The following is a 15,701-nucleotide window of genomic DNA, read 5'->3' on the forward strand; positions in this document are numbered from 1 at the left end:
GATATATTGAACTTATGTTAAACATCTGACAATCATGCAGTCTTTCTAACAGGTGCCGTGATATTTATATATCCGGCAATATGATCCGCAAGTTCATTCAACATTTTTGCGATTATAACCCGAAAAGCTTTACTTTTACTATACTTTTGCGGTTATAACCCGAAAAACTTTCACAAACACCATCATTTAAGAAATTCGTAAGAAATATCTTTGGAAAATATCAGACCTATAGTTTAATATATAATTATACTTAAGCTTAAGCAAAGGAGAAACAAATGGAAACTATAAATGTACTTGTCGTTGATGATGACAAAGAAATCGTAAACGCTATCTGTAAATTGTTAGAAAGCGAAGATTACAAAACCTTAAAGGCTTACGATGGTTTAGAGGCAATAGATATATTAACTCAAAATACAGTTCATCTTATTATTCTTGACATTATGATGCCAAACCAGGATGGACTTACAACTACCCTGAAAATCCGAAATGAAAAAAATATTCCTATCATACTTCTTTCAGCAAAGACACAGGAAAGTGACATTGTTCTCGGATTAAGTATGGGCGCAGACGATTATATATCAAAGCCTTATGCCCCATCAGAACTGTTAGCCAGAGTAAAGTCGCAAACAAGACGATACCTGAAACTCGGTTCATATGGCAATATTTCTTCAAATGAAGAAATAATAAGAAATCTTGGTCTTGAACTAAACGTAACAAAAAAACAGCTTTTTGTAGATGGTGAGGCCGTTAAACTGACGGCAAAAGAATACAAGATTGTCAATTATCTTATGCATAATCTTGGACGTGTATTTTCAGCAGAAGAAATATATGAACATATATGGAACGAAACAGCCTACAGCGTTGAAAATACTGTTATGGTACATATAAGACGAATTCGCGAAAAGATTGAAATAAATCCAAGCGAGCCAAAATATTTAAAGGTGGTGTGGGGAATTGGTTACAAAATTGAAAAATATAATTAAAAAAATACCTATGTTTATATCAATAGCCATTCTTATAATAGCAGGGTTATTGATAATATTGCTCTCAAAAAACGGAATTTACCATGATGCATCAAAAGGAATCGAATATGGACAATCTGCAGCATACGCAAGACATATAAACAGCGACATAAAGAAAATATGTGCATATGAAACCGACATTATCGATGGCACCAAAAAAGAAAAATCAATTGGAAAAGATTTTTCATACCTGTATGCTAAAATGTATATAGGCGAAAGTGCGGAGATATCTATTGATTATGAAGCTCACAACAGCCCATTAAATTCAGTTTTACAAAACATTGCCTATACTGTCAACTCAAACAAAATGATGATGCAGACATACGATGTCCGAAAAAAGACCGCACTTACAAATTGTATTAAAAAGTATTTTAATACATCAACAAAGCGTATAGTTTCAGTTTCAAACTATACTGATCTCATTAACGCTGCAATACTTGATTCAAACGGCTATAAATACAAAAAAATGTTTGATTATGAAGCAGGTGACTCTGCTGTTGTAATCCTTATCTATAAAGTCAGTGTATTTAATAAACTTAAAACAAACTGGAATACTTTTTGCACTTTCATAAAAGTTATAAATACTCTCACTTTTATAGCAATAATTTATTTACTATATGTTCACCTAATAGTTAAAAAACATATTAAAATGTATGTAAAAATCTTAAAACAGGTTTTCGGTACAATAAAATCTTTTTTAATTGGACATGTATACTATCCGCTAAATACTAAAAAAGGCGTAAAAATTTTATTTGCATGCTCAGTCGTATCAGTTGCACTGCTGACTGTCGTCATGCTTATAATAACAGCCAGTGCAGAATACTTTACAAACCTCGTTCCGGTTGGCTATTCACTAAACACCCTTTCCGACTGGGTTCCATCTGAGTGGTATGATTATGCATATTTTGTGACGCATTTAAATTATGAAACATTGTTTGTCACCTGTTTTTTGATATACTTTATAATTTTTGGCACATATCATTATTTTTCATCAAAAATTATATCTTCATGCAGACTTCTTGAAGATAATATAGAAAAATTATACAGTGGTAACTACAAACTTGATACATCAGCCGGAACACATACAGCTTTTTACGATACCTTAACAAGACTCTCAAATATCGGCGAGGGATTTGAAAAAAATCTGAATGAAAAAATCAGGAGTGAACGTATGAAGACCGAACTTATAACAAATGTTTCACATGATTTAAAAACACCGCTGACTTCAATTATAAGCTATGTTGATCTGCTTGAAAGACGAGATGACCTGCCACCTGAAGCAATCGATTATGTCAAAATAATCTCCAAAAAAGCTGTCCGCTTAAAAAATATGGTATATGATGTATTTGAACTTGCAAAAACAGCAAGCGGTGAACTTGTTATAGCAAAAGCAAGTCTCAGCCTTAACAAACTGATAGTACAGACTCTCACTGATATGGAGGACACTGTCAAAAAAAGCGGACTTGACATAAAGTTAAAAATTCCTGAAAAAGATGTTTTGATAATTTCAGATGGAAGCAGGATATATCGTGTAATGCAGAATATTATAGAAAATGCACTTAAATATTCCCTGAAAGGAACACGAATCTATATAACTGAGTCTACCGAAAATAATACTGTAAAACTTACAATAAAAAATACAGCATCATATGAAATGGATTTTAAAGAGGAAGAAATCCTTGAAAGATTTGTTCGCGGCGATAAGTCAAGAAACACTGACGGCAATGGACTTGGACTTTCGATAGCAAAGGAATTTACAGCAGCCTGCGGCGGCACATTTAACATAAAAATCGACGGCGACCAGTTTAATGTTATCATTAGTTTTCCAATTGAAACTGATACAATACCGGAAGCTGAAAGTGTTTCTCCTGAAAATATTTAGTAAATATACTCGTTTATAACAATATATTGTTCAGACAAAAAACACCCCTGAAAAATATGACTTCTCAGGGGTGTTTTATCATTCTTTTAATAAAAAACGTTACTAATCCTAAACTCTTTCATTTAATATTCTTAAAATTTCCTATTTCACAATCCTATAATAAGCCCTTGACGTCACCTTAAATACAAGATAATAGATAACCGCAAATACAATTATCGTGACTGCCAGACATCCTGCAAACAATTTTTCATTATTAAGATTAAGCATCTGAAGAAGTCTGTACACCATTGGAAATGCTGCTGTCACATGAATTGCTGCCGCAAATATCGGAAGAACAAAAACTATTCTTATCTGTGATTTTATTGTATCTTTTACTTCCCTGTTACTCATTCCAACCTTTTCAAGTATCTGATAGCGCTCTCTGTCATCATATCCCTCTGTAATCTGTTTATAAAAGATTATCATTACCGTTACCATCAAAAACATTGTTCCGAGAAAAATTCCCAGAAAGAAAAGTCCACCATATAAAAGATAAAAATTCTTTTCATTTTCCTGTCTGCTTTCAACCCAATACGACGATATTTCCTTTTTATCATTTTTGTTATCTTTAAAATATCTCTTCACAGCATTATCTACCTTTTTATAAGCTGCTATTTTCTGCTTTTTATTACCGGACTTAAAATCAAATCTTATTTCATTTGTATAGTAATTCGCTCCCTTTCCAAGCATTTTTTCCTGCACATCATATAACTCCTGCACACTTTCATTATTGTCAAGAATTATATATCCCAAACCATTAAGCGTACTTAGCACATATAAATTATCATCATATATATGTTCAAAGTTCTTATTAACTTTATAACTCTTACCAAATATTTTTATATCTTTTTTATCATACTTTTTATTTAAAACAACTACTGCCTCACCCTTTGAAATGTTCCCTATTTTATCTTTAAAACTATTATCCCTTTTGATGAAATCATCTTTTGAAAGTATATAAAAGAGATATGAGTTCTGAAATGATAAATGTTCTTTATCAGTTGTAAAATTATCTCCCTTTTGCCCTACAAAAACTGATAAATACGAAAACGCTTTTTTATTTTTTACTTCCGCACTATCAATTTCATCAAATATGGCTTTTTCTATTTCACTGCTTTTGTCAATTACACTGTTATAGTCAACCGTGACACATACATCGTTAGGATACCTTGCCATAAGTTCATCCTGTATTCCGACATACATACTCACCGTTGTTGATATTACTACAAGCACCATTGTTGAAAGAATACATATACTTGCAAGCCCTGCCGCATTCTGCTTCATTCTGTAAAGCATACCTGAAACTGCCATAAAATGTCTCTTATTATAATAAAACTTTTTATTGTTTCTAAGCAATTTCAACAATGCGATACTTCCCGCCGTAAATATTGCAAATGTTCCGATTACGACTAACAACACGGCAACAAAGAATAGTGTAAGTACATTTAGCGGATTTTCGGTTGTTATCGCTATATAATAAGCTGTTGCAAGGCATACTACTCCTATTATTGTCATCAAAATCTTTGTTTTTGGTTCTCTCTCACCTACACTTGTGCCACGCAGGAGTTCAATAGGATTTGCCAGTTTTATCTGCATGAAATTATATAAAAATGTAAGCAGAAATAATATTCCAAATGAAACTATACATAAAATAATCCCGTGTATATTAACAAAAAATTCTACTGTTTCATGTATTCCTATAATTCCATATAAAACCATAAGCATAAATTTTGAAAATGCTATCCCTATGATAATTCCACATACCAGAGAGATTGCTGCAGAATACACTGTCTCGACAAAAAGTACCTTTGATAAATGCCTTTTTTCCATTCCTAAAATATTATAAACACCTATCTCTTTTTTTCTTCTTTTTATTATAAAACTGTTCGTATAAAACAAAAATATATATGAAAATATTACTATAATTCCGACACCAAGTCTGAATATGATTGCCAGACTGTCTGCTCCCATTATCTTATTAAGCCCTTTATTGTCACTTAAAAATGACATCATATAGAGCATTGCAACCGTAATTATACTTGAAATTATATATGGTATATAAAACGGTTTGTTATTAGACAAATTTGTCTTTGCCAGTTTAAAATATAATTTACCCATCTGTGATTACTCCCTTTTCTAATATCTCTAAAATTTTTAATCGTTCACTTTATCTCCCCCTGTTGTAAGCACCGTCAATGTATCGGAAATTTTTGCATAAAGTTCTTCATTTGACAGACCTCCTCTGAATATCTGATGAAATACTTCACCGTCCTTTATAAATAAAACTCTGTTTGCATGGCTTGCCGCTTTTGTACTGTGCGTTACCATAACTATCGTCTGACCGTTTTCATTTATCTCATTGAAAAGTCCCAGAAGGTCATCAGTTGCTTTTGAATCAAGTGCCCCGGTTGGCTCATCCGCAAGTATAAGTTCCGGCTCTGTTATAAGTGCTCTTGCAACTGCTGCTCTCTGTTTCTGACCGCCTGAAACCTCATATGGATATTTCTCAATTATCTGTTCAATACCAAGCATTTTTGCTATCGGACGAAGTTTATCTTCCATCTCACTATGTTTCTTTCCCGCAAGTACGAGCGGAAGATATATATTGTCTTTAAGTGAAAAATTATCTAACAGGTTAAAGTCCTGAAAAACAAAACCAAGATGCTCTCTCCTGAATGCAGATATTTCTTTTTCCCTGACTGTCGAAAGATTTACTCCGTTTAAATGCACATTGCCTGATGTCGGTTTATCAAGTGCCGCAAGAATGTTAAGAAGAGTAGTTTTTCCTGAACCTGACTCTCCCATAACAGCAACATATTCTCCCTTGTCTACGGAAAAGTTGATATTTTTAAGTGCCTGTACCTGACTGCCGCCAAATCTTGTTGTGTAAGTTTTCTTTAAATTTGAAACTGATAATATTGCCATGTCTTCCACCTTTCTTTATACACAATGTTTTCTTTGTTCTGAGATTATCCTAACAAAAAAAAGAAATGTCCGCTATCGAAACAGCTTACATTTCTCTTTTATTTCTTACATTTTTGTAAGATACGGTATTTTTTCCGCATCCTCTCTGCCATATCAGCAGCATTTTAATCAACTATTTTTCCATCTTCAATCCTTATCACTCTGTTACATTGTTCTGCAACTTTCATATCATGTGTAACAATAACAATTGTCCTTCCCTGTTTATTAAGTTCAATAAACAACTTCATGATTTCGCCTGTCGTTTCAGTATCCAAAGCTCCCGTAGGCTCATCTGCCAATATCATTGACGGCTTATTCGCTATTGCTCTTGCTATCGCAACACGCTGTTTTTGTCCGCCTGACAAATTGTTTACAGGTTTATCAGCGTATTCTTTCATTCCTACCATTTCCAGCATTTCCAATGCTTTTTGTCTACGCTCCTTTTTCTTTATGCGCTTATCTTTTCTCTCAAAATCCAACGGAATCAACACATTTTCTAACGCTGTGAATCCCTCAATCAAAGCAAAATCCTGCATAACCATTCCTATCTTTTCATTGCGAACCCGCGCCATCTGCTTTTCCGAAATCCTGCCTACATCCTCGCCGTCAATCGTATACTCCCCTGAATCATATCCGTCAATACATGCAAGAATATGCAGCAGAGTAGACTTTCCCGCACCGGAAGTTCCGATAATTGCTGTAAGTTCGGCATCCTTTACCTCCATTGATATTCCATGAAGTGCCTCATATTCATTGCTTTTTCCCTTATTATAGGTTTTTACAATATTCTTTAAACAAAACATTCTACTCAACCTCCTGCATAATTCTCTTTGCCGATTTCCCATTAACCATAGAAAGACACATAAGTGAAGCCACAAACATCAGCAAAACCATTGTAACAAGACAGCCTGCCACCTGCACGACTCCAACATTAACATTTGTCATATTCCATATCCCCATGGAGTGCACAGCATAAATTGCCACTATCCCAAATATCAACGCTGCAAAAATAATCATAAAAATATATGTAATATGTATTTTAAATATATTATGCCAAGTCAGACCATACATATAATAAACAGAATATTTACGCATATTTTTTTGATACATAAGAGTAGAAAGCGTAATAAACGATATAACTGTAAATATAATCATCCCAATGCCTGCCGGAATAAGTTCCGAAATATTTGCCATAATATTCTGCCATGTATTGTTTTTTATATAATCAAGTTCATGTAAAAAACTAAACTGCGATATCTGCGCAATCCTGTTTTTATTATACCCATATACTGCATCTGAACAATTTTTATCCATTGTAATAAAAACTATTCCTTCCATGCTCGTCATAAAAATTTCTTTCTTTGTTTTTAAAACATTTTCATAATTATCGGACAGATTTTTTTCTGATTCTTTAGCTGCATAATGTTCCTGCACACTGTCAAGATTCTTTTTCGATACAAAGAATGTCTCAGGCAGAAAATTATTTATACCATCCACATAGGAAATTTTTTTCAAATCCTCTGATTCCGCCACCATATTACTGAAAAGTATACGGTAATCTATAAAACTTCTGTTATTAGCTGACTGATAAATAATATCTGAATTTCTGTCAATAATACCGACAATCTTTACAGGTATTTTAGTCTTTAGTTTAGTTACAGAGTTGTTATCAAGATATACCATATCTCCTGTTTTATATTTATCACTGCTTTGCAGCACTACAGCTTCAAGCTGGCTGCCATTTTTATTTTCCTGTTTCAGCCAGTTTCCCGACTGCAACTTTGGCTCAAATCCTTTAATCAATTCATCATCATATGCTCTTAAATTTTGGAAATAAGAACCTTCCTTACGTTTTTCCTCAATTTCCTCATTTTCTTCTCCCACAAATGCATTAACGCTGTATTGACCACAGACTTTCGCATTTTTCAACATCTTTTCATACGCCTCTGAATTCTCTACCATCTTTCCTTCTAAGTCTCCATCTGCTATATGCTGGCTGCCTGTCATATTACAGATAAATCCTTTCTGTTCTACGAGTTTCTGCACAGGCTGATACCCCGAATATCTGCTCATAAAAATTGAAATCATTCCAATAACAATTGCAAACAAAAATACTGCCTGTACAAAACATAAAACAGACATCACAATATGCATTTTACATTCACGCATCGCATATTTCCATGTCATACCGTTTTCCTCCCCATCCTTATATGATTAAGCAATAACAACCATCTTTTTTAAGTTCCATCTAATCATCACATATTGAAGCAAAAAAGAGGATAAATACCAAACCATAAAAAGTATAACATATACCTGCATTTTATAATGAAAATCAAACACATTTACTTTTCCACTCAAAAAAGGCATAAGTACAAATCGGAATAAAACAACGGTTACAAAATATGTCACAACTGATAATATTGAACACTCGCCCAAATAAAGCCACATACTCTTACTATAACTCAATCCGCATATTCTCAATATATTTAGTGTTCTTCGACGTGTCATCAGTATATAATGATACAATGCACAAAAATTAAATGCTGCTACCATTGATACCATAACTATAAGAATTAAAACCGTACTATAAAAAGAACCATTTTCATCCGATTGTACCAGTTTATACTCAGCATCAACGCTGTCTCCAAAAACTTTTTTTGCCGTTCCCAACAACAAATTAACTTCACGCAGAGATATATTATCCTTAAACTGAAAAGTAATTTTATCAAGAAGAACACTTTCCCCTTTTACCGCTGTAATAGGAATATATCCTGTACCGATACCATTTTGAAGTCCTATAATCTTATATTTTTCCCCATCAATAATCACAGTTCCATCATCTGACAATTTTTTTTCCAAATATTCACCACGCAGATTTTTTTGAAAACCATACATTATGCACACCTTTTTTCCGTCGGAATATTCTTCATCACTAAAATATCTTCCATATTGAAATGTATTCGTTGTTTGGTATCCGAAAGTAAAATTATAAAGTGAATCAAATCCATACTCGGCACTGTTTGTAATCTTTCCCTTTGCAATCAAAAAATTTGTCTCAAATCTATACTTTTCCTGTAAAATACCGGTTTGAATATTTAACAGTTTATTTGCTGTTTCAAAATCAAGCTCTTTGGCAAACTTTTTTACATCCTGCACTGTTACATCCCGTACATCGTCGGTCCTATCATATATCTGACTATTCAAATCTCCCATTGTTTCAAACGTACCGCTTGTATCTGACCCAATCCTTTTTGAATAAGAGCTTTTAAGTTTTAAATCTATCCTATTTGTTACACTCTTACTCAATTCACTCCTATCCTTATACTCACGAAACATTCCATAAGACAAATGAATTATCAAAGTTGATGCAGAGATTGTGATAATCAATAACACAAATATTTTTGTATAATCCTTTGCAAAAGATTTAATATTTTTTAATATGTATTTCATAAGAAACTCCTTTGGCAAGCACAACGAATAATGTTGTACTTTTGTACTGTATCACTGACTTTTTCTGCATCTTTTCAACAATACACCTGCTCCGATAATAACAACAATAACTGCAGCAATTCCAATATATTTTAGCTTTTTGTCACTTTTATTATCTGTGCTTTCATCTCCTACATATTCATTCTTTAAATCAAGCTTTAAATTTTCTTCCGACTTTTTAACAACTTTCTTTTCTTTCATATCATCAAGATATTCAAAAATTTCTTTCTTTTTATCGTCAAAACTTTTATTTTTGAATTTATCAATCAAATTATCCAGATTAGCATCCTTATCCCCTATCATTTCCTCTGTACCGACAGTATCAGATTGATTTAGCATCACAATCTTCTTGTTTTTTGTCTGCTCATAGATAACGCTGTCAATTTTATAAATTATGGCACCTTCACTCAGCATTTTCCCGTCCAATTTAGAATACTTGTCTATGACATTATCATAATAAAAAGAAATTTTATTGTTATCTGTAGAAATAGTAATGCAGAATATACACATTTTCTTCCCATTCTTTTCTGCAACAAAATAATATTCATAACTTGTATTTCCCGCAGCGTCTGTAGGGTCATAAATATAAAACGGAGTTTTTATTACAATCTTATCTGATGGCTTAATGTCTTTCACAATCGGAATAAAAATACGATATTCTTCCGGTACATTAGAAAGCAGCGTATATGCATTATTCTTCTTATACTTCTTATAATATTTTCTTGCCTTATCTACGTACTTTTTAAATAAAACAACTGAATTATCTACAACCGGTTTTGGTAATGTTTCCGCATATATTCCATCTTTCTGCAGCTCAACCGAATATGCATCTGCTTTTTTGCCGTCAACGCAGACCAGACAAACAAAAATTCCAATCAAAATCAAAAAATATTTTTTCATACCTGTTCACTCCTTTTAATACAATTTTAAAAATCTCTCACCCTGGGTAGAATTAAAGAGTGAGAGATTATCTTGTCCCCCTATTATAAAAACATTACTGATTTCTTTTGTACTTTAACTTATCTTGTGCTTATTTTTTTCAATACTTTTCCTTAAGTACTACTTGCTTTCCTTTTTAATAATCTGCATAAGTTTCTTTGGCACCTTTGGCTCATAGAAAAATAAACTGCTTGCACTTGTTGCATGCTTTACAGCCACATTTTCCAAAAAATCTTCAACTTTCTTTACAAACATTCTTTTCACCTCCTAAGCATTTTTTGTTTCGAAACACCTATACCTTACCACATTAAAATCCTCTTGTGTAAAATCATGTTTAAATGGTCGATTTTCGTGTCTAAATGGTCGCAAATCAGCCGTATCTATTTTTTTACAGGTATTTTTACTGCCGCAACTACTATATTTTCATGCTGTGCTATGTCAAATGTGCCATGCAATCTTTTTACATTGTTTCTCACGCTGTTTATCCCTATTCCATGTAGCCCTGACTCTGACTTGCTGCTCTTCTCAAAATTGGTTCTTTTAGAGCTTGTACTGTTAGATATTTTTATATTAAGATTTTCAAACACATATACAATATTTATCTCAAAATATTTCTCTTCCGTTAATAGTGAAGCTCTTATTGCATTATCTATAAGATTTCCTAAAATTGAAGCCACAACTTCATCATCAATTTTTAGCCCAGACGGTATCTTAATATTGTATATCGTATGTATGCCTTTTCCCTGTGCATACATAAGTTTTGAATTTATTATCGCATCTATTCCCAAATAGCCGCTTTCTATATATATTGACTGTCTTTTTAATTCTCCAATCTCTTTATCTACAATTTCTGATATTTTTTTATATTGTTGTTTTTCCAATAATTCTCTTATATAAATAAGCTGATTTTTATAATCATGCAGCCTGTTTCTCCACATGTCGAATGTTGTCCGTTCCTCTAAAAGTGACTTATTTAAAATTTCACTGTGTAAAGTGATAAGTGCCAGTTCTTCGCCTTTATTTCTATTGTCATCTAGCATAAATATACTGAATATAACTAAAATATACATTATTGTTAATATAGCAGCCATAAGCATTTGTAAGAAAGATACACCGGCTTTCTTTAAACAGTCATTGCTTAAATATAATGTCAATGCCATAATACCTGATGACAAAAGTGCTATAACTATCATGCTGTTTCTTCTCAGCATCCTTGCATCCTTAAAGCATATTTTTATTCCAAAAGCAAAAATACACTTAAATGTCAATGCCAATATTATTCCAACAACACGGTATCTTGTTCCTTGTAAAATAATTTTCAGTGGAGCTTGAAAAACAAATGCTATGGCATATGCAACAATACTTTCAATAAACACAATTGACACCATATCTATTATGGTTATAAAAAATACTCTGTCATAATTTTTCAAATATATCACCCACAAACCGGTTAAACTAATCAAGTGACAAATTAAAAACTTTAAAATCGAAAATATCGCAACTTTGTCTGCAAACATACAAAAAATAAACTGTATTATTATTGTCAAAGCCGCTATATCTTTCTTTCGTTTATCAAACCTTTCCCCCATAAATGCACTTACAAATACTATCGAAAAAAAAGGTTCCATCAGAGATGAAACCAAATTTAACAAAACACTCAGCACATATATATTCATAACTTATCCCCCCAGTAATCTAACACAATTTTTTCTACTTCAGCCTTTTTCCGCCTTGCTATCTGCAATATTTTATCCGTTTTAACTCCTATGTCACCTTTACTCATAAATTTAATATGTCTGATTCCCACAACACAGCCGCTGTTTATTTGTACAAACGCATCGTCTTTCTGCTCTATCAACTTCCTAATGTCTTTTATTTTATATTTTGTGCTAAACACCACCCCATCTGACATATATATGTTACACCTTCTATTTTCAATTTCATAATACAAAATTTCACTTGTTTTGACATTGTAGTCTCCATTTATTGTTTTTATCCACACATACTCATTTCTTTTAGTATCAACATTTCTGCAGGCTGCCAGCAAAGCATACAACAATTCTTCTTTTATAAATTCTTTTCTTATATACCTCAATGGTGCAAATTCAAAGGAACTGTATACATATTCATCATGCCCCGTCAGAAAAATTATAATAATATCCAATTTATTCTGCCTTATATATTTCGCTATATCAAGCCCTGACATTTTAGGCATATCTACATCCACTATCAATATATCACTTTGCAGCTCACGATTATCAATTCTCTCCATAAGATAATCTGTATCCGCATACTTTACCACATCGACAGGATATGGTAATTTTTCTTTTATTCTTTCTATTTCAGCTTCAGTTCTTTGCAAACTTTCAACTTCATCATCACAAAGCACTATGGTTACCATTATTTTTCCTCTTCCGCATTCCAATTTAAAACTTCCATGAATTTTTGAAATATAAACATAGACAACACAGCTATATTAAATAATACTGCCCATGCCACACATTGCATTTTCAGATAAATCCCTGTAAACACCAACACAACATCAATGCAAATCAGTATATTAACAACTTTTTTATTATAATTCTTGTCCTTCAATGCCGGCATAAACAAACATAATATCGTTAAAATTCCCCATATTAAAAAAATATAGTTCTCATATAACAGAAAGATTTCACCGCCAAAAAATGTGATTATAACATACATACTTATTGACACTGTCATACAGATATATTTATTTTTAAAGTGAAAACCACCCAGATTTCTTCTAAGCATTACAAAGAATATCATAAACATAATAAAGCTCTGAATATTGTTAGTAAATACACTTATCAGAAATGTCACTACAAGCAGCATCATATTGTACAATATAACCTGTATAGCATATTCGTAAACATATCTCTTTTCATAATCCTTGAGCAATTCATTCCTATATGCCCAGATAACCAAATCATCAATCAAATATTCTAACATAAACAATCCTCTCCCTGTGTTTTCTTCATATAACATTTTTTCTAAATCATATCTGACCCGTTGGATTATTATATTACATTTATTTGATAATTTGTTAAATCATGCTTAAATGGTCGATTTTCGTGTCTAAATGGTTATGGTTGATTTTTCCCCTAAACGGAAATTTATGTATAAAAATATATCCTCACCTTTGTTCCCTTTTTCTTCTCTGATTCAATTTCTAATCTATGCCCGAGTTTATCTGCTGCCTGCTTGCAAAGATAAAGTCCGATTCCTGTTGATGACTTATTTTCATGTCCGTTGTAGCCTGTATATCCTTTTTCAAACACTCTCGGTATATCTTCCGCACTTATTCCAATTCCCTCATCGGCAATTTCCAGACAAACTATTTTGTTTGAAGCATTTGGCAGTACATTTATCGTAATACTCCCTGCCTTTGTATATTTAATTGCATTTGAAAGAATTTGTTCTATTATAAAACTGAGCCATTTCTCATCGCTTGCAACTATTATGTCGGTTCCATCATAATGCATTGAAAGTTTCTTTCTTATAAATATCTTTGCATACTTTCTTATGGACTCCCTTATAACTTTGTCGAGTTTTATTTTTCCAAGTACAAAGTCGTTTGATTCTGACTGTACACGCTGATACTCCAATGCCATCTCCGTATACTGCTCTATCTGGAACAGTTCGTTTGACAATTCTTTTTTTAATTCACTGACTCTGAAATATATTTCTTCCGCACTTTCATTATCAGCAGCCATACTTAAATCGGTCTGCAATAAAAGGTGCATTGCCGCTATCGGTGTTTTTATCTGATGCACCCACATTCCGTAATATTGCAGCATTTCACTGTTTGTCTTATCTTTATCAGCCCTCATTTGTTTTCGGCTTATAACCTGATTTTCTACTATATCCTGATACAACTGCTCAATACAGTCCGATGTTTCCGGCATATAAGACTGCTCATCAATATCAAGCAGTTCAATTCTTTGAAGCTTTTTATATTTCTTAAAATACACTGCAAATGCACTACAAAATACTGCTAAAAAAACTATACTTCCAAGAACCAGTCCGTATATACAGTCATCCTGACTAATCCCTGCCAAGTGCATATACACTGTCTGAAACAAAATAAGTGCTATGAAAAAAATAACCCACAATATATTTGTTTTTATATAAGAAATAAATATTTTCATACGTTTTTTCCATTCTTCTATAGATTTGGCATTCTGATTTTCGTGGCATAACACTATCCCAGTTTATAACCAAGTCCCTTTTTCGTTATGATAAAATCATCAAGTCCTATGCCTAAAAGCTTTTTCCTCAATCTGTTTACATTAACTGAAAGCGTATTTTCATCTATGTAATCATCACTTTCCCAGATTTTAGCCATCAAATCATCCCTCGAAACTATTTTTTCCTTATTTTCCATAAGCATCTGCAAGATTTTTAATTCATTTTTTGTCAGTTCAAGTTTTTTATCCTTATAAACAACTGTTGCGTCAGTAAGATTTAACATGGCATCCCTATGAGATATAACACTGTTTCCGACAGAAAAATCATAGCTTCTTCTTATAAGTGCCTGTATCTTCACCGTAAGCACTTCAAGGTCAAATGGTTTTGTCACAAAGTCATCTGCTCCCATATTCATAGCCATAACTATATTCATATTATCTGAAGCTGATGATAAAAACATAATAGGAAGTTTTGAGACTTTGCGTATTTCACTGCACCAATGATACCCATTATAAAACGGAAGTTTTATATCCATAAGAACAATATGCGGCGAATACTCTGTAAACTCTCCTATTACATTTGATAAATCCGATACTATATGAACCGAATACTGCCATTGTTCCAGATGTTTTTTTACTGTCCCCGCTATAATATCATCATCTTCAACAATCATTACTCTATACATCTTTTAAGCCCTTCCAAAACATTTTTATAATGACTCATAAATGCCTCGTGATGCTCTTTTGTGAAATCAACATCACCTTTTTTGACTGACTGCTCAATATCCATTGCTTCCTCATGCAGTTTCTTGGCACCGATTGTGAGACTTGTTCCCTTAACCGCATGAACCTGTATCTGATAATCTTTCCAATTTTCATTTTTATAATTTTCTTCGATAGAAGCTGTCATTTCTCCATCAATAAATTCTCCGACCACTTCCTCAAACAGTTCTTCATCATCACCACAGTACATGAGTCCTGTATCTATGTCTATCTCAGGTAATATATCCTCAATTTTCTCTGTAAAAGTCATATCTTTCTCCTTACGTTATTTTGTATAATTAGGCGTTTGCGAAACGCCACACGCCGCATAAATACGACATTTTTTTGTTACTAAATATAAAAATCTCCTCACGGTTTGTGGTATAATGGAGTTGT

General features: G+C 32.7%; 15 protein-coding genes. 2 read left to right on the forward strand and 13 right to left on the reverse strand.

The window, feature by feature from the left end:
• Positions 1-275 precede the first annotated feature (275 nt).
• Positions 276-983 carry a response regulator transcription factor gene (locus tag ACZLXV_RS07255; protein WP_482382948.1) on the forward strand — a complete coding sequence of 236 codons (708 nt, stop codon included), beginning with the start codon at positions 276-278 and terminating at the stop codon, positions 981-983.
• A complete protein-coding gene (locus tag ACZLXV_RS07260; protein WP_482382949.1) occupies positions 955-2,904 on the forward strand; it encodes a sensor histidine kinase in 1,950 nt (649 codons plus the stop codon). The genes ACZLXV_RS07255 and ACZLXV_RS07260 overlap by 29 nt, the downstream gene beginning before the upstream one ends.
• 141 nt (positions 2,905-3,045) lie before the next feature.
• On the opposite strand, the gene ACZLXV_RS07265 is transcribed toward ACZLXV_RS07260, so the two are convergent.
• From ACZLXV_RS07265 to ACZLXV_RS07325, 13 genes are all read right to left on the reverse strand, one after another.
• Positions 3,046-5,061, reverse strand: coding sequence for an FtsX-like permease family protein (locus tag ACZLXV_RS07265; RefSeq protein ID WP_482382950.1), 2,016 nt, complete (start codon positions 5,059-5,061; stop codon positions 3,046-3,048).
• A gap of 36 nt (positions 5,062-5,097) precedes the next feature.
• Entirely contained in the window at positions 5,098-5,868 is a 771-nt protein-coding gene (locus tag ACZLXV_RS07270; RefSeq protein WP_482382951.1) for an ABC transporter ATP-binding protein, read from the reverse strand.
• Positions 5,869-6,032: 164 nt separating this feature from the next.
• Positions 6,033-6,710 (reverse strand): ABC transporter ATP-binding protein, encoded by a 678-nt coding sequence (locus ACZLXV_RS07275; RefSeq protein ID WP_022225192.1) that lies wholly within the window; start codon positions 6,708-6,710, stop codon positions 6,033-6,035.
• Position 6,711: 1 nt separating this feature from the next.
• Entirely contained in the window at positions 6,712-8,094 is a 1,383-nt protein-coding gene (locus ACZLXV_RS07280; protein ID WP_482382952.1) for a hypothetical protein, read from the reverse strand.
• A gap of 27 nt (positions 8,095-8,121) precedes the next feature.
• Positions 8,122-9,357, reverse strand: a complete 1,236-nt coding sequence (locus ACZLXV_RS07285) for a hypothetical protein (protein ID WP_482382953.1) — start codon at positions 9,355-9,357, stop codon at positions 8,122-8,124.
• Between the two features lie 51 nt (positions 9,358-9,408).
• Positions 9,409-10,296 (reverse strand): hypothetical protein, encoded by an 888-nt coding sequence (locus tag ACZLXV_RS07290; protein WP_482382954.1) that lies wholly within the window; start codon positions 10,294-10,296, stop codon positions 9,409-9,411.
• Positions 10,297-10,455: 159 nt separating this feature from the next.
• Entirely contained in the window at positions 10,456-10,590 is a 135-nt protein-coding gene (locus ACZLXV_RS07295) for a cyclic lactone autoinducer peptide (RefSeq protein ID WP_482382955.1), read from the reverse strand.
• Between the two features lie 125 nt (positions 10,591-10,715).
• Entirely contained in the window at positions 10,716-12,011 is a 1,296-nt protein-coding gene (locus ACZLXV_RS07300) for a GHKL domain-containing protein (protein ID WP_482382956.1), read from the reverse strand.
• A complete protein-coding gene (locus ACZLXV_RS07305; RefSeq protein ID WP_482382957.1) occupies positions 12,008-12,736 on the reverse strand; it encodes a LytR/AlgR family response regulator transcription factor in 729 nt (242 codons plus the stop codon). The genes ACZLXV_RS07300 and ACZLXV_RS07305 overlap by 4 nt, the downstream gene beginning before the upstream one ends.
• A complete protein-coding gene (locus ACZLXV_RS07310; RefSeq protein ID WP_482382958.1) occupies positions 12,736-13,305 on the reverse strand; it encodes an accessory gene regulator B family protein in 570 nt (189 codons plus the stop codon). The genes ACZLXV_RS07305 and ACZLXV_RS07310 overlap by 1 nt, the downstream gene beginning before the upstream one ends.
• 164 nt (positions 13,306-13,469) lie before the next feature.
• Entirely contained in the window at positions 13,470-14,504 is a 1,035-nt protein-coding gene (locus tag ACZLXV_RS07315; RefSeq protein WP_482382959.1) for a sensor histidine kinase, read from the reverse strand.
• A gap of 53 nt (positions 14,505-14,557) precedes the next feature.
• Positions 14,558-15,229 (reverse strand): response regulator transcription factor, encoded by a 672-nt coding sequence (locus ACZLXV_RS07320; RefSeq protein WP_482382960.1) that lies wholly within the window; start codon positions 15,227-15,229, stop codon positions 14,558-14,560.
• Positions 15,217-15,576, reverse strand: a complete 360-nt coding sequence (locus tag ACZLXV_RS07325) for an Hpt domain-containing protein (RefSeq protein WP_482382961.1) — start codon at positions 15,574-15,576, stop codon at positions 15,217-15,219. The genes ACZLXV_RS07320 and ACZLXV_RS07325 overlap by 13 nt, the downstream gene beginning before the upstream one ends.
• Positions 15,577-15,701 lie beyond the last annotated feature (125 nt).

This window comes from Butyribacter sp., assembly GCF_056818865.1.

What these genes read in the sequence shown, in the direction of transcription:
- ACZLXV_RS07255 (WP_482382948.1), top strand. Translation starts at nt 276, where the DNA reads ATGGAAACTATAAATGTACTTGTCGTTGATGATGACAAAGAAATCGTA.
- ACZLXV_RS07265 (WP_482382950.1), bottom strand. Translation starts at nt 5,061, where the DNA reads ATGGGTAAATTATATTTTAAACTGGCAAAGACAAATTTGTCTAATAAC.
- ACZLXV_RS07270 (WP_482382951.1), bottom strand. Translation starts at nt 5,868, where the DNA reads ATGGCAATATTATCAGTTTCAAATTTAAAGAAAACTTACACAACAAGA.
- ACZLXV_RS07275 (WP_022225192.1), bottom strand. Translation starts at nt 6,710, where the DNA reads ATGTTTTGTTTAAAGAATATTGTAAAAACCTATAATAAGGGAAAAAGC.
- ACZLXV_RS07280 (WP_482382952.1), bottom strand. Translation starts at nt 8,094, where the DNA reads ATGACATGGAAATATGCGATGCGTGAATGTAAAATGCATATTGTGATG.
- ACZLXV_RS07285 (WP_482382953.1), bottom strand. Translation starts at nt 9,357, where the DNA reads ATGAAATACATATTAAAAAATATTAAATCTTTTGCAAAGGATTATACA.
- ACZLXV_RS07290 (WP_482382954.1), bottom strand. Translation starts at nt 10,296, where the DNA reads ATGAAAAAATATTTTTTGATTTTGATTGGAATTTTTGTTTGTCTGGTC.
- ACZLXV_RS07295 (WP_482382955.1), bottom strand. Translation starts at nt 10,590, where the DNA reads ATGTTTGTAAAGAAAGTTGAAGATTTTTTGGAAAATGTGGCTGTAAAG.
- ACZLXV_RS07300 (WP_482382956.1), bottom strand. Translation starts at nt 12,011, where the DNA reads ATGAATATATATGTGCTGAGTGTTTTGTTAAATTTGGTTTCATCTCTG.
- ACZLXV_RS07305 (WP_482382957.1), bottom strand. Translation starts at nt 12,736, where the DNA reads ATGGTAACCATAGTGCTTTGTGATGATGAAGTTGAAAGTTTGCAAAGA.
- ACZLXV_RS07310 (WP_482382958.1), bottom strand. Translation starts at nt 13,305, where the DNA reads ATGTTAGAATATTTGATTGATGATTTGGTTATCTGGGCATATAGGAAT.
- ACZLXV_RS07315 (WP_482382959.1), bottom strand. Translation starts at nt 14,504, where the DNA reads ATGAAAATATTTATTTCTTATATAAAAACAAATATATTGTGGGTTATT.
- ACZLXV_RS07320 (WP_482382960.1), bottom strand. Translation starts at nt 15,229, where the DNA reads ATGTATAGAGTAATGATTGTTGAAGATGATGATATTATAGCGGGGACA.
- ACZLXV_RS07325 (WP_482382961.1), bottom strand. Translation starts at nt 15,576, where the DNA reads ATGACTTTTACAGAGAAAATTGAGGATATATTACCTGAGATAGACATA.